The sequence below is a fragment of the Streptomyces sp. NPDC087300 genome (assembly GCF_044744425.1).
Classification (GTDB): domain Bacteria; phylum Actinomycetota; class Actinomycetes; order Streptomycetales; family Streptomycetaceae; genus Streptomyces.
On the sequence record NZ_JBIUYI010000003.1, the window covers coordinates 203,280 to 217,455 of the forward strand.

Consider the following 14,176-nt stretch of genomic DNA (forward strand, 5'->3'; position numbering starts at 1 on the left):
CCGGATTGATGCACAGGAGGGCGCTGCCATGACGACGGACACTGAGGAGCCGACACTCACCGTCGACGAACTGGCCGCCCGCGCGGGCGTCACGGTCCGCACGATCCGCTTCTACAGCACCAAGGGCCTGCTGCCGCCGCCGGTGATCGGCCCCCGCAGGGTCGGCCACTACGGCCCCGAGCACCTGTCCCGTCTCGCGCTCATCGAGGAGCTCAAGGACCAGGGCATGACGCTGGCCGCCATCGAACGCTATCTGGAGCTGCTGCCCGCCGACCTGAGCGCGCACGACCTGGCCATCCACCGTGCCCTGGTGGCGAGTTGGTCGCCCGACGCGGCCGAGGACGTGTCCCGCGCCGAGCTGGAGCGCAGGGCGGGCAGGCCGCTCGCCGAGGCGGACCTGGACCGGCTCACCGCGATGGGCGTGACCGCGCGGACCAAGGCGCCGGAGACGTACCGGGTGGATCCGGGCCTGCTGCGCCTGGGCGTGCAGCTGCTGGACGTGCCCATCGCGCACGAGACGATCCTGGCGGCGCGCACGGTCCTGATGGAGCACACCCGCTCGGCGGCCCACGAGCTGTCCCGGCTCTTCCGCGACGAGGTGTGGGGCCCCTACCGCGAGCGCGAGTCGGCCCCGGAGCACGTGGCGGCGATGCGCTCGCTCTCGGCCCATATGCAGCCGATGGTGGTGCAGGCCCTGGTGACCGCGTTCCAGCGCTCGCTCAAGGAGGAGCTGCGCGGGTGGCTCAAGGAGAGTTGAGCCACCCCGGGGCCGCCGCCGCTACACCCGGACGGCGGCCGCGCTCGCGGTCGGCGTCTCGTCCCGTGCGGCCTGCCGCATGCGCGCGGCGTAGACCTCGGCGAGCGCCTTGAGGTCCTTGTCGGCGGCCGCCCGGCCCGCGTCGTCCCTGAGGTCGAGCGTGGCGATGTAGGCGCCCTGGCGGATCACGATCGTCCGGGTGTTCTTCCGCGCGGACGTCCTGTACCCGTAGGTGATGCTCGCGTCGCGCTTGGCGCCCCGCGCGTAGCTCTCCCAGGCGGCGAAGGCGCGTTCGGCCGCCCTGGTGTTCCGGTACACGATGAGGTCGTAACCGGCACTCTCGGCCATGTCGTCGCTGCGGTAACCGGCCCGGCCGTTATAGACGGCGCCCTTGCACCTGCCGCCCGGGGCCTCGCACACGGACGGCGCCTTGGCGCGGCTGCACGGCGCGGTGGAGACACCGCGCAGGGCGGTGGGCATGGTGTCGACGGGCGGCAGGAGACGCGGGGGCGCGGCCTCCGGTTCCACCCCTGACCAGGCAGAACCGGAGGCGTCGAGACGGTCGGGCGTCGTTCGGCGTCGCTCAGGCGTCGCTGAACTTCTCGCCCTTCTCCGCCTTCTCGACGAGCAGCGCGGGCGGCAGGAACCGGTCGCCGTAGCGCTCGGCGAGCTCACGCGCGCGTGCCACGAAGCCGGTGAGACCGCCCTCGTAGCCGTTGATGTACTGGAGCACGCCGCCGGTCCAGCCCGGGAAGCCGATGCCGAAGATCGAACCGATGTTGGCGTCGGCCACCGACGTCAGGACGCCCTCCTCCACCAGGCGCACGGTGTCCAGCGCCTCGGAGAAGAGCATCCGTTCCTGCATGTCCTCGAACGGGATCTCGTACCCGGGCTTGGTGAAGTGCTCGCGCAGGCCGGGCCAGAGCTTGCCGCGCCGGCCGTCCTCGTAGTCGTAGAAGCCCGCTCCCCCGCTCCTGCCGGGGCGCTCGAACTCGTCGACCATGCGGTCGATGACGGTGTCCGAGGGGTGGCCCGCCCAGCTGCCGCCCGCCTCCTCGACGGCCCGCTTGGTCTCGTTGCGGATCTTGCGGGGCAGGGTGAGCGTCAGCTCGTCCATCAGGGAGAGCACCTTGGCGGGGTAGCCCGCCTGGGCCGCCGCCTGCTCGACGGAGGCGGGCTCGATGCCCTCGCCGACCATCGCGACGCCCTCGTTGATGAAGTGCCCGATGACGCGCGAGGTGAAGAAGCCGCGCGAGTCGTTGACGACGATCGGCGTCTTGCTGATCTGACGCACCAGGTCGAAGGCGCGGGCCAGCGCCTCGTCGCCGGTCCGCTCGCCCTTGATGATCTCGACGAGCGGCATCTTGTCGACGGGCGAGAAGAAGTGCAGGCCGATGAAGTCGACCGGCCGCTCGACGCCTTCGGCGAGCTGGGTGATCGGCAGCGTCGAGGTGTTGGAGCACAGGAGCGCGTCGGGCTCGACGACGTGCTGGATCTCCTGGAACACCTTGTGCTTGAGCGAGGTGTCCTCGAAGACCGCCTCGATCACCGCGTCGCAGCCGGCGAGCGCCTTCGGGTCGGCGGTCGGCGTGATGCGGGCGAGCAGCGCGTCCGCCTTCTCCTGGCTGGTGCGTCCCTTGGCGACCGCCTTGGCACAGAGCTTCTCGGAGTAGCCCTTGCCCTTGGCGGCGGCCTCCGCGGAGACGTCCTTGAGGACCACGTCGATGCCCGCGCGTGCGCAGGAGTACGCGATGCCCGCGCCCATCATGCCCGCGCCGAGCACGGCGACCTTGCGTACGGTCCTCGGCTCGATGCCCTGGGGCCGGTTGGCGCCGGAGTTGACGGCCTGGAGGTCGAAGAAGAACGCCTGGATCATGTTCTTGGCGACCTGGCCCGTGACGAGCTCGGTGAAGTACCGCGCCTCGATGGTCAGCGCGGTCTCGAAGTCGACCTGGGATCCCTCGACGGCCGCCGCCATGATGTTGCGCGGGGCCGGGTAGGGGGCGCCCGCCGTCTGCTTCTTGAGGTTGGCGGGGAAGGCTGGCAGGTTCGCCGCGAACTTCGGGTGGGCCGGGGTGCCGCCGGGGATGCGGTAGCCGGGCTTGTCCCAGGGCTGCTGCGACTCGGGGTTGGCGTCGATGAAGGCGCGGGCCTTCTCGATCATCTCCTCGGGCGTCGCGGCCAGTTCGTGGACGAGGCCGTTGTCCAGGGCGCGCTTCGGGTTGTACTGGGTGCCCTGGAGCAGCACCTTCAGGAGCGCGTCGGTGATGCCCATCAGGCGTACGGTGCGGGTGACTCCGCCGCCCGCGGGGAGCAGGCCGAGGGTGACCTCGGGCAGGCCGATCTTGGAGCCGGGCGCGTCCAGGGCGACGCGGTGGTGGGAGGCGAGGGCGATCTCGTAACCGCCGCCGAGGGCCGCGCCGTTGATGGCGGCGACGACGGGCTTGCCGAGGGTCTCGATGCGGCGCAGCGAGCTCTTGATCGCGGTGCCCGTGTCGAACGCCTCCTGTGCGTTCTCCGGGCCGACCTTGATCATGTCCTTGAGGTCGCCGCCCGCGAAGAAGGTCTTCTTGGCGGAGGTGTAGATGACGCCGCGGATCGAGTCCCGCTCGGCCTCCGCGCGCTCGGCGATCGCCGCGATGGAGTCCTTGAACGCCTGGTTCATGGTGTTCGCGGACTGGTTGGGGTCGTCCAGGACGAGGGTGACGACGCCGGTGTCGTCCTGTTCCCAGCGGATGGTGGTGCTTTCGGTCATGTCGGTGTCTCCGTGAAGTCTGTGGCAGGCGGGGAGGCGGAGTCGGGGTACTGGGGGGCGCGGCGAAGCCGCGGGCCCAGGGGCGCGGGGAACTGCGCGAGCAACCACGGCGCACCCGCGGTCGGCGACGCGCCCCAAGCCCCTACGGCGAGAGGCCCTACAGCCGCTCGACGATCGTGGCGACGCCCATCCCGCCCCCCACGCACAACGTGACCAGCCCGTACCGGAGGTCACGCCGCTCCAGCTCGTCCACGAGCGTTCCGAGGATCATCGCCCCGGTGGCGCCCAAGGGATGCCCCAACGCGATCGCTCCGCCGTTGACGTTGACCTTGTCCAGGGACAGGCCCATCTCCTCAACGAAGCGCAGCACGACCGCGGCGAACGCCTCGTTGATCTCGACGAGGTCGATGTCGTCGATGGTCAGCCCCGCCTTGGCGAGCGCCTTGCGGGTGGCGGGCGCGGGCCCGGTCAGCATGATCAGCGGCTCGGATCCGGAGACCGCGGCGGAGACGATCCGCGCGCGCGGCGTCAGCCCGTAGCGCTCGCCGACCTCCTTCGTGCCGACGGCGACAAGCGAGGCCCCGTCGACGATGCCGGAGGAGTTGCCCGCGTGGTGCACGTGGTCGATCTGCTCGATCCAGTGGTACTTCTGCAGCGCCACCGCGTCGAAGCCGCCCATGTCGCCGATGTCCTTGAAAGACGGCTTGAGCTTGGCGAGGGAGTCGGCGGTGGTGCCGGGGCGCATGTGCTCGTCGTGGTCGAGGACGACCAGGCCGTTGCGGTCCTTGACCGGGACGACGGACCTGCCGAAGCGGCCGTCCTTCCAGGCGGCGGCCGCCCGCTCCTGGGAGAGCGCCGCGTACTCGTCGACGTCCCGCCGCGAGAAGCCCCCGATCGTGGCGATCAGGTCGGCGCCGATGCCCTGCGGCGCGAAGTTGGTGTCCCAGTTCGTCATCGGGTCGTTGAACCAGGCACCGCCGTCGGAGGCCATCGGCACCCGCGACATGGACTCGACGCCACCCGCGAGGACCAGGTCCTCCCAGCCCGAACGGACCTTCATCGCGGCCAGGTTGACGGCCTCAAGGCCCGAGGCACAGAAGCGGTTCTCCTGGACGCCGGCCACCGTGTCGGGCAGCCCGGCGGCGATCGCCGCGATGCGCGCGATGTCGGAGCCCTGATCCCCGACGGGGCCGACCACGCCGAGCACGATGTCGTCGATGGCGGCCGGGTCGAGGTCGGGGAAGCGGGCCTGGATCTCGTGGATCAGGCCGACCACGAGGTCGATCGGCTTGGTGCCGTGCAGGGCACCGTTGGCCTTGCCGCGTCCGCGCGGGGTGCGGATCGCGTCGTATACGTACGCTTCGGTGGTCACGCGTGAGCCTTTCGGGGTCTGCTGCGGGGTACTGGAGGGTTAGCCGAGGAGGGAACGGCCGATGATCTCCTTCATGATCTCGGTCGTGCCTCCGTAGATGGTCTGGATGCGCCCGTCGGTGAAGGCCCTGGCGACGCGGTACTCACTCATGTAGCCGTATCCGCCGTGCAGTTGCAGACAGCGGTCCGCGACCCGCTTCTGCAGCTCCGTGGCCCACCACTTCGCCATCGACGCGTGGGTCGCGTCGAGTTCCCCGTTCGAGTGATCGACGATGCACCGGTCGAGGAACGTACGGGTGACGGCGCACTCGGTGGCCATCTCCGCGATCTCGAACCGGATGTGCTGGAGCTTGGCGAGCGGCCGCCCGAACGCCTCGCGCTCCTTGACGTACGTCGTGGTGATCTCAAGGAGGTGCTCGGCTGCGGCGATCCCGGCGACGGCGATGCCCATGCGCTCCTGCGCGAGGTTCGTCATCAGGTGGACGAAGGCGCCGTTGAGCTCGCCGAGCAGGTTCTCCTTGGGGACGCGTACGTCGTTGAAGAACAGTTCGGCGGTGTCCTGGGACTTCTGGCCGATCTTGTCGAGGTTGCGGCCGCGCTCGAAGCCCTCCGCGCCGCGCTCGACGACCAGCAGGGACAGGCCGTGCGCGCCGCCCTCGGGGGACGTCTTGGCGACGACGATGACGAGGTCGGCGAGGATGCCGTTCGAGATGAACGTCTTGGAGCCGTTCAGCAGCCAGTGGTCGCCCCGGTCCTCGGCACTGGTGCGGATGCCCTGGAGGTCGGAGCCCGCGCCGGGCTCGGTCATCGCGATGGCGGTGATCGTCTCGCCGGAGCAGAACCCGGGCAGCCAGCGCCGCTTCTGCTCGTCGGTGGCCAGCGAGGTCAGATAGGGGCCGATGATGTCGTTGTGCAGGCCCACGGCGAGCCCGGCGGCGCCCGCGCGGGTGAACTCCTCGGCGAGCACGGCGGAGTAACGGAAGTCGTCGTTCCCGCCGCCTCCGTACTCCTCGGGGACGGCGAGGCCGAGCAGCCCCTGCTTGCCCGCGGCGAGCCAGGCCTCGCGGGAGACGATGCCGTCCTTCTCCCACTGCTCGTAGTGCGGGATCACCTCCTTGGCGAGGAAGGTGCGCACCGTCTCGCGGAACGCGTCGTGCTCGGCGGAGAAGATCTGCCGTTTCATCTGTTCGTGGCCTCCTGAGGTCCGCCGGGCAGGCGCTAGAGCCAGCCCTTGACGGTTTCGATCGACTTGGCGGGTTCGGGGCCGACCGGGATGACGTTGAGCATGGTGACGCCCGCCTCGCGGAACGCCTCGACGCGCTCGCGCACATAACCCTCGGGCCCGCACAGCGACATGAGCTCGCAGAACTCGTCGGGGACGGCGGCCTCGGCCTCCTTCTTCTTCCCCGCGAGGTAGAGCTCCTGGATGCGCGCGGCCTCCTTCTCGTATCCGTACGCGACCGCGACGTCGTTGTAGAAGTTCTTCCCCTTGGCTCCCATGCCGCCTACGTAGAGGGCGATCGTGGGGCGGGCGAGGTCGCGTGCGGCGGCCGCGTCGGCGCCGATGGCGAGCAGTCCCCCGGCGACGGTCCGGAGCGGTCCGAGGGCCGGATCGCGCTTCTCCTTGCCCTCGGCGAGCGCGGCGCCCCACACCTGGTGGGCCTTCTCCGGGATGAAGAGGGTCGGCAGCCAGCCGTCGGCGACCTCCGCCGTCATGCGGACGTTCGCGGGCCCGAGCGATGCCACGTACAGCGGGACTTCGGGGCGCACCGGCCTGGTGAGGATCTTCAGGGGCTTGCCGAGCCTGCCGCCCTTCTCCGGAGGCAGCGGCATGTCCGTGATGCCGTGATGGTCGATCACCTCGCGGCGCAGGATGCGGCGGGTCAGCTCGATGGTCTCGCGGGTGCGGCCGATCGGCTTGTCGTACGCCCTGCCGTGCCAGCCCTCGACGACCTGCGGGCCCGAGGCTCCCAGGCCGATGATCGCGCGGCCCCCGGAGATCGCGTCGAGCCCGGCGGCGGTCTGGGCGATCAGGGCCGGGGTGCGCGAGTACACGTTGAGGATGGCGGCGCCGATCCGCACGCGCTCGGTGCGGGCCGCCAAGTAGCCCATGATCGTGGGCGAGTCGAAGCCGTACGCCTCCGCGACCCACACCGCGTCCAGGCCCGCGGACTCCAGGGCGGCGACGCCGTCGGCGGCCTCGCGCGGGTCGCCCGCGTAGGCGAGCGGTACCGAGATCTCCATCAGCGGTGTTCCTCCTCGTTCAGGGCCGGTACGTCCCAGTCGCGGGCCACCTCCGCGGTGTCCGCGCCGGGCTGCGCGGGGCCGCTGCGCACGTGCGTGGGCGTCGTGGAGAAGCGCGGCGCGGGGGCGGGCTGGGTGATGCCGCCGTGGTCGGTGAAGGTGCCGCGCGCGGCGAGATGCGGGTGTTCCGGCGCCTCGCGCAGCGAGAGCACCGGCGCCACGCACGCGTCGGAGTCCTCGAAGACGGCCGTCCACTCGTCGCGCGTACGTTCCTTGAAGCGGGCTGCGACGGCCGTGCGCAGCTCGTCCCAGCGGGCCAGGTCCTTGCGGGCGGGGGCGGCCTCGGTGAGGCCGAGCAGCGCGACGAACTCGTCGTAGAACTGCTGCTCCAGGGAACCCACGGCCATGTAGCCGCCGTCGGCGGTCTCGTAGGTGCCGTAGAACGGGCAGCCGCCGTCCAGGAGGTTGGCGCCGCGCCGGTCCTGCCAGCCGCCGGCCGCGAGCATGCCGTGGATCATCGTGGACAGATGGGCCGCGCCGTCCACGATCGCGGCGTCCACCACCTGTCCTTCGCCGTGCACGCGCGCGTGGTGCAGGGCCGCGAGGATGCCCACGACCAGATAGAGCGAGCCGCCCGCGTAGTCGCCCACGAGGTTCGCGGGGATCGCGGGCGGCTCGTCCGGGTTGCCGATCATGCCGAGGGTGCCGGTGATCGCGATGTACGCGATGTCGTGCCCGGCGCGCTGCGCCAGCGGGCCCTCCTGGCCCCAGCCGGTCATCCGGCCGTAGACGAGCCGCGGGTTGCGGGTGTGGCAGGCGTCGGGCCCGACGCCGAGGCGCTCGGCGACGCCGGGGCGGTAGCCCTCGATGAGGACGTCGGCGCGCTCGACGAGGTCGAGGACCCGGTCGGCGCCGTCGGCGGCCTTGAGGTCGACGATCACGGAGCGTTTGTTGCGGTTGGTGACGTCGTACTCGGGATTGATCGCGAGGCCGCCGCCACCGGGGCGGTCGACGCGCACGACATCGGCGCCGAGGTCGGCGAGGAGCATGGCCGCGAACGGGCCGGGCCCGATGCCCGCCAGCTCCACCACGCGCACCCCGGCGAGCGGACCGCGAACGTCCTTGCCTGGCACTGCCATTGAGCCCCCAGCGCTGTGACACAACTGATGTAACACCAGTGATGCTAAGAACGTGTTCCACTGCGCACAAGCCCCTGGCGAGCAAGCGCTTAGCCAATTTCGGCCAGCGGGCGTGCTCCCGCGGTGCGGCGCCTAGGGTCTTTCGTTTGGATCAGGCCAGACCCCGCGAGCCCGGCCTGATCCAAACGAAAGGCCCTAGCCTGACGTCATGGATTCCCTACTGGTCAGCGCGTGTCTGCGCGGCGTGCCCTGTCGCTTCGACGGCCGCGACAAGGCGTCGTCCGAGGTCGACGCGGCGGTGGCGGGCCGGGACGTCGTGTCGTTCTGCCCGGAGGACGCGGGCGGTCTGCCGACGCCGCGCCGCCCCGCCGAACTCGTCGGCGGCGACGGGCACGACGTGCTCGACGGCGGGGCGCGGGTCGTCGACGACACCGGGCGCGACGTGACGGCCGCGTTCGTGGACGGCGCGCACCGCGCACTCGCCGCGGCGCGCGCGGCCGGGTGCACCGAGGCGTTACTGATGCCGCGCAGCCCCTCGTGCGGGCGCGGAGCCGTGTACGACGGGTCGTTCGGCGGGGAGCTGGTGGCGGGCGACGGGGTCACCGCGGCGCTCTTCGCACGCAACGGGATCACGGTGCGGGCGGCACCGGGCGTGTGATCATGCCGGTCCTGGCCCGGCGGCGGCCCGGCCGTTCGCTGCCGCGCGATCGCCCCGGAGAAGCTCGTCGCGGAGCCGGCCGCCCGCGCCGACCGGGCACCTCCTGGTCACGGCCCGCCGCACCCACGCTAGCCTCGGCCACCGACAACTGCGCGGGGCCCACGGCGGAGAGGTGCCATGACCAGCCAGAACAGCAAGAACAGTGATCGCGCGTACGACATCGTGCTCTTCGGAGCGACCGGCTTCGTGGGGGTGCTGACCGCGGAGTACCTCGCCGCCCACGCGCCCGAAGGACTGCGCTGGGCCCTCGCGGGGCGCGACGCGAAGAAGCTGGCGCGGCTCAGGGAACGGCTCGCCGAGCAGCACCCCCATTGCGCCGAACTCCCGCTGGTCGAGGCCGATGTGGCCGACCCGGTGAGCCTGCGGGCGCTGGCCGGTGACGCGCGCGTGGTCGCCACGACCGTCGGCCCCTATCTGACGTACGGGCAGGAGCTGGTCGCCGCCTGCGCGGAGGCGGGCACGGACTATGTCGACCTGACGGGCGAGCCCGAGTTCGTCGACCTCATGTACGTGCGGCACGACACCCGCGCGCGGGAGACCGGCGCGCGCCTGGTGCACGCCTGTGGCTTCGACTCGGTGCCGCACGACCTCGGCGCCTACTTCACGGTCAAGCAGCTGCCCGAGGGGGTGCCGCTGCGCGTCGACGGATTCGTCCGGGCGGGCGCGCAGTTCTCCGGCGGCACCTTCGCCTCCGCCCTGAACCAGTTCGGCAGGGGCCGGCAGATGCTGGCCGCCGCGAAGGACCGGCGGCGCCACGAACCGCGCCTGGTGGGGCGCAAGGCGTACGCCCCGCCGAGCGCGCCCCGGTACGCGGCCGAGGTCGGCGCGTGGGCCCTGCCGCTGCCGACCATCGACCCCCAGGTGGTGCAGCGTTCGGCGCGCGCCATCGAACGGTACGGGCCCGACTTCCGCTACCGGCACTACGCGGCCGTCAAGACGCTGCCGGTCGCCATCGGCGGCACCGCGGCGCTGGCCGGCATGGTCGCCGCGGCCCAACTGCCGCCCGCGCGGCGCTGGTTGTCCGCCCGCCTCAAGCCCGGCGACGGGCCGAGCGAGGAGCGCCGCGCCACGTCGTGGTTCTCGGTGCGGTTCGTCGGCGAGGGCGGCGGCACCCGGGTCTACACCGAGGTATCGGGCGGCGATCCGGGGTACGACGAGACGGCGAAGATCCTCGCCGAGTCGGCGCTCGCCCTGGCGCTCGACGACCTGCCGCCGGTGTCCGGGCAGGTCACCACGGCGGTGGCGATGGGCGACGCGCTGCTGGACCGCCTCGCGGCGGCGGGCATCGGCTTCCGGGTCGCGGCGGTGCGCTGAGCGCGGCGCGCCCGCGTCAGGCCCCCACGGCCTCGCGCAGCGCCGCCCTGCACAGCGCGTCCGCGCGCCGCGTCGACTCGGGCAGCCGGTAGCGCGGCGTCAGGACCAGCGTCTGGGCGCACGCGTTGGTGAGGCTCACCCGGTGGCCCACCGAGACGAACACCGGCTTGACGTCCTCACGGGTGCGCAGCGCCCTGCCGACCTCCTCCGCGCCGTCGAGCAGCGGCGACGCGCTGCCCCTGGGCGCCGCCGGAGGCTCGTACGAGAAGGTGAAGGGGTTCTTCGCGACGCCCATGGTGGGCAGTCCGGTCAGGACGCCGAGGTGGCTCGCGAGGCCGAACCGGCGCGGGTGCGCGATGCCGTAGCCGTCGCAGACGACCAGCCCGGGGTCGGCGCTCAGTCCGGCGAGGGCCGCGAGCACCGTGGGGATCTCGCGGAAGGCGAGCAGGCCGGGCACGTAGGGGAAGGCCACCGTGCCGACGGCGGTGGCCTCCTCCACGACGTCCAGGGTGGCGCCGTCGAGGACGACGACGGCGGCCGCGACGATGTCCCGCTCGTCGTCGTAGGCGACGTCCACGCCGGTGACGTGGCCCTCCCCCGGCGCGGGGCCCGGCTCGTCGAGGACGACGCGGGTGCGCAGTGCGTCCTGGACGGCGCGGGCCGTCCCCTCGTCGGTGGGCCAGTCGGTGGGCGGCGCGTCACTGGTCATGGTGCGGGTCAGCCTAGCCGGGGCCTTGACCACCGCACTCATGTACGACCGGCATTAAAGACGCGTAAAGATTGCCGGAATCCGGCAATGAACCGATCCCTTCCCTGCTGCGAGGATCGTCCCGTACCGAGGTGGGCGGCATGAACGGGGGAAGTGGTCCGATGACGGTGTTTCTAGGTCTCGGCATCGCGGGAATCGTGCTGCTGGTCCTCTCGCTCCTCCTCGACGGGGTCCTCGAAGGGCTCTTCGACGGAGCGGGAGTGCTGGACGGGCTCTTCGACGGGCTCCTCTCACTACCGGTCATCGCCGGGTTCGTCTCGATGCTCGGCTTCGGCGGAGCGATCGTGCTCGGCACCACCGGCCTCGGGGCCGGCCCCGCCACCGTCGTGGGGGCCGGCGCCGGGACCGGGGCGGCCTGGGTGACCTGGAAGGTCACCCGTGCCCTGATGCGCGACCAGACCGCGCGCACGCCACGCGGCGACGACCTCGTGGGCAGCGCGGGCGCCGTGGTCACCGCCATCCCGGCCGACGGCTACGGCGAGGTGCTCCTGCGCCTCGCGGGCCAGCCGGTGAAGTTCGCGGCCCGCAGCTCCGTCGCCGTGGCGCGCGGCACCGAGGTCTGGGTCGACGCGGCCCTTTCGCCGACCTCGGTGGCCGTACGGCCCGTGGAGCGCTGACCGCGGCGGCCGCGGCGAGCCCTGACGCCCGCGGGCGCCGCAAACCGACAGATGTACGCAACCGATCTGCCGTCCCCCGGGAGGCAGGGGGGAATTCGCATGAGTCCAGTTCTGACCGCCGTCATCGGAGTCGTCGTACTCCTCGTCCTGTTGGCGCTCGTCGTCATCACCCGCTACAAGGTCGCGGGGCCCAGCGAGGCCTTCATCGTGACCGGGCGGCGCGGCAAGAAGTCCACCGATCCGGACACCGGCCAGGTGATGACCGACAACAGCGGTCAGAAGGTCGTGGTCGGCGGCGGTGTCTTCGTCGTGCCGTTCGTGCAGCAGAAGTTCACGCTCGACCTCTCCTCGCGGCACATCCCGATCGCGGTGCGCGGTGCGGTCACGCTGCGCGGCGTGAAGTCCCACCTCGAAGGCGTCGCCATCGTCAAGGTCGGCGGCACCGAGGACTCGATCAGGGCCGCGGCCCAGCGCTTCCTCGTGCAGCAGGACGGCATCGTCGGCTTCACCCAGGAGGTGCTCTCCGGCGCGCTGCGCTCCATCGTGGGGCGGATGTCGGTGGAGGACATCATCCGCGACCGCGCCGCGTTCGCCGGGCAGGTCGCCGAGGAGGCCGAGGCCAGCCTGTCCGGGCAGGGCCTGGTCCTCGACGCCTTCCAGATCCAGGACATCACCACGGAGGGCTCCTACCTGGAGGACCTCGGGCGCCCCGAGGCGGCCAGGGCCAGGCAGGAGGCCGACATCGCGGAGGCCGTGGCGCGCAGGGCCGCGGAGCAGGCGCGCCTGAAGGCCGAGGAGGAGATCGCGGTCGCCCAGCGGACCTTCTACCTCAAGCAGGCCGAGATCAAGGCCGAGACGGACGAGGCGTCGGCGCGGGCCGGTGCGGCGGGGCCGCTCGCCGAGGCGGCGCGCCAGCAGGAGGTCCTCACCGAGCAGGAGAAGGTCGCCAAGCGCCAGGCGGCGCTGACCGACAGCGAGTTGGACACCCAGGTCCGCAAGCCCGCCGACGCCGCGCGCTACCAGGCCGAGCAGGAGGCGGAGGCCCGCAGGATCGGCCTGGTCAAGCAGGCCGAGGCGGATGCCGAGCGGGCCAGGCTCACCGGTGAGGGCGAGAAGGCGCAGCGTGCCGCGCTCGCCGACGCCGTACGCCTCGAAGGCGAGGCCGAGGCCGCCGCGATCGGCGCGAAGGGCGCGGCGGAGGCCGAGGCGATGCTCAAGAAGGCGAACGCGTTCACGCAGTACGGCGACGCGGCGGTCCTGCAGATGCTCGTCGAGGTGCTGCCGAACGTCGTCGCCAAGGCGTCCGAGCCGCTGAGCGCGGTCGACAAGATGACGGTGATCTCCACGGACGGCGCGAGCCAGCTCTCCCGTACGGTCGCCGACAACGTCGCCCAGGGCGTCGAACTCCTCACCTCCACCACGGGAGTCGACATCGCGGAGCTCCTCAAGGGGATCACCGGCGGCTCGCGCGGCGCGGCGGCGCAGCCGGTGAAGCCCGCCGCCGACAGCGCCCCCGAAGGGGCGAACGGCAAGATCGAGATCACCCACTAGCCGTCGCGCTCCGCGCCGCGCGACGTCAGCGCTTGACCGCCAGGCCGCCGTGCTCCCCGATGGGCGCGGTGGCCTCGGCGTCGGCGTCGGGCCGCCAGAAGGGCACCGAGACGACGCCGGGTTCGAGGAGTTCGAGGCCTTCGAAGAAGGCGCTGATCTGCTCGACGGGGCGCAGGAAGTAGGGCACGGCGCCGGACGCGTTGTAGCCGTCCTGGGCGCTCTCGTAGGCGGCGTCGATGCCCCGCGAGCCGTCGTTGAGGGCCAGGTAGCTGCCGGCGGGCAGCGCGTCCACCAGCCGCCTGACGATGTCCCGCGCCTGGTCGTAGTCCGGCATGTGGCCCAGGATGTTGCTGAGGATCAGCGCGGTGGGCTCGGAGAGGTCCAGCGTCTCCGCGGCGGCCGCCAGGATGCGGTCGGGCTCGGCGAGGTTGGCGTCGACGTAGGCGGTCGCACCCTGCGGGGTGGACGTCAGCAGGGCGCGGGCGTGCGCGAGGACCATCGGGTCGTGGTCGACGTAGACGATCCTCGCCTCGGGCGCGAGCCGCTGGGCCACCTCGTGGGTGTTGTCGACGGTCGGCAGGCCGGTGCCGATGTCCAGGAACTGCCGGATGCCCGCCTCGGTGACGAGGTGCGTGATGGTGCGGCGCAGGAAGGCGCGGCTGCTCCTGGCGACGGTGACGATGCCGGGGAAGACGGCGCTGTAGGCGTCGCCCGCCGCCTCGTCGACGGGATAGTTGTCCTTCCCGCCCAGCCAGTAGTTCCAGATCCGGGCGGAGTGCGGCACCGAGGTGTCGATGCTCTGATGTGCCGCCGCAGGTCCGGATGTTGTCGCGTGGTCGGTCATGGTTCCCGTCCGTCTCTCCACCGAGGCGTGAATCGTTTACCGCACAACTTAACGGCCAACAGTCGGGCGACGCACACCAGTTCACGCAACAGGAGAT

13 protein-coding genes are annotated in these 14,176 nt (G+C 71.8%); 5 read left to right on the forward strand and 8 right to left on the reverse strand.

Annotation, left to right across the window (positions count from 1 at the left end; all coding sequences use genetic code 11):
* The first annotated feature begins 28 nt into the window (after positions 1 to 28).
* Positions 29 to 757, forward strand: coding sequence for a MerR family transcriptional regulator (locus ACIO9J_RS11770; RefSeq protein ID WP_401996394.1), 729 nt, complete (start codon positions 29 to 31; stop codon positions 755 to 757).
* Between the two features lie 21 nt (positions 758 to 778).
* Here ACIO9J_RS11770 and ACIO9J_RS11775 read toward each other — a convergent pair whose 3' ends face one another.
* The 6 genes from ACIO9J_RS11775 to ACIO9J_RS11800 all read right to left on the reverse strand — a co-directional run bounded on the left by ACIO9J_RS11775 (position 779) and on the right by ACIO9J_RS11800 (position 8,266).
* Positions 779 to 1,237, reverse strand: coding sequence for a hypothetical protein (locus ACIO9J_RS11775; RefSeq protein WP_401996397.1), 459 nt, complete (start codon positions 1,235 to 1,237; stop codon positions 779 to 781).
* A gap of 103 nt (positions 1,238 to 1,340) precedes the next feature.
* Positions 1,341 to 3,512, reverse strand: coding sequence for a 3-hydroxyacyl-CoA dehydrogenase NAD-binding domain-containing protein (locus ACIO9J_RS11780; RefSeq protein ID WP_401996400.1), 2,172 nt, complete (start codon positions 3,510 to 3,512; stop codon positions 1,341 to 1,343).
* A gap of 157 nt (positions 3,513 to 3,669) precedes the next feature.
* The gene (locus ACIO9J_RS11785; protein ID WP_401996403.1) at positions 3,670 to 4,884 is read right to left on the reverse strand and encodes an acetyl-CoA C-acetyltransferase; all 1,215 of its coding nucleotides are present in this window, start codon (positions 4,882 to 4,884) and stop codon (positions 3,670 to 3,672) included.
* 39 nt (positions 4,885 to 4,923) lie between these two features.
* Positions 4,924 to 6,066 (reverse strand): acyl-CoA dehydrogenase family protein, encoded by a 1,143-nt coding sequence (locus tag ACIO9J_RS11790; RefSeq protein ID WP_401996406.1) that lies wholly within the window; start codon positions 6,064 to 6,066, stop codon positions 4,924 to 4,926.
* Positions 6,067 to 6,101: 35 nt separating this feature from the next.
* A complete protein-coding gene (locus tag ACIO9J_RS11795; protein WP_401996409.1) occupies positions 6,102 to 7,127 on the reverse strand; it encodes an LLM class F420-dependent oxidoreductase in 1,026 nt (341 codons plus the stop codon).
* Entirely contained in the window at positions 7,127 to 8,266 is a 1,140-nt protein-coding gene (locus tag ACIO9J_RS11800; RefSeq protein ID WP_401996412.1) for a CaiB/BaiF CoA transferase family protein, read from the reverse strand. Before ACIO9J_RS11800 ends, ACIO9J_RS11795 begins: the two co-directional genes overlap by 1 nt.
* A gap of 208 nt (positions 8,267 to 8,474) precedes the next feature.
* On the opposite strand from ACIO9J_RS11800, the gene ACIO9J_RS11805 reads away from it, so the two are divergent.
* A complete protein-coding gene (locus ACIO9J_RS11805; RefSeq protein ID WP_401996414.1) occupies positions 8,475 to 8,924 on the forward strand; it encodes a DUF523 domain-containing protein in 450 nt (149 codons plus the stop codon).
* A gap of 177 nt (positions 8,925 to 9,101) precedes the next feature.
* Positions 9,102 to 10,298: a saccharopine dehydrogenase family protein gene (locus ACIO9J_RS11810; protein ID WP_401996417.1), complete on the forward strand. Its 1,197-nt coding sequence runs from the start codon at positions 9,102 to 9,104 to the stop codon at positions 10,296 to 10,298.
* 16 nt (positions 10,299 to 10,314) lie between these two features.
* Here ACIO9J_RS11810 and ACIO9J_RS11815 read toward each other — a convergent pair whose 3' ends face one another.
* A complete protein-coding gene (locus tag ACIO9J_RS11815) occupies positions 10,315 to 11,007 on the reverse strand; it encodes an endonuclease V (RefSeq protein ID WP_401996420.1) in 693 nt (230 codons plus the stop codon).
* A 161-nt stretch (positions 11,008 to 11,168) separates the two neighbouring features.
* On the opposite strand from ACIO9J_RS11815, the gene ACIO9J_RS11820 reads away from it, so the two are divergent.
* Positions 11,169 to 11,684 carry a hypothetical protein gene (locus ACIO9J_RS11820; protein WP_401996423.1) on the forward strand — a complete coding sequence of 172 codons (516 nt, stop codon included), beginning with the start codon at positions 11,169 to 11,171 and terminating at the stop codon, positions 11,682 to 11,684.
* A 99-nt stretch (positions 11,685 to 11,783) separates the two neighbouring features.
* Positions 11,784 to 13,235: a flotillin family protein gene (locus ACIO9J_RS11825; RefSeq protein ID WP_401996426.1), complete on the forward strand. Its 1,452-nt coding sequence runs from the start codon at positions 11,784 to 11,786 to the stop codon at positions 13,233 to 13,235.
* A gap of 25 nt (positions 13,236 to 13,260) precedes the next feature.
* Here the strand turns inward: ACIO9J_RS11825 and ACIO9J_RS11830 are convergent, their stop codons facing one another.
* Positions 13,261 to 14,079: an SAM-dependent methyltransferase gene (locus ACIO9J_RS11830; RefSeq protein WP_401996429.1), complete on the reverse strand. Its 819-nt coding sequence runs from the start codon at positions 14,077 to 14,079 to the stop codon at positions 13,261 to 13,263.
* Positions 14,080 to 14,176: the final 97 nt, after the last annotated feature.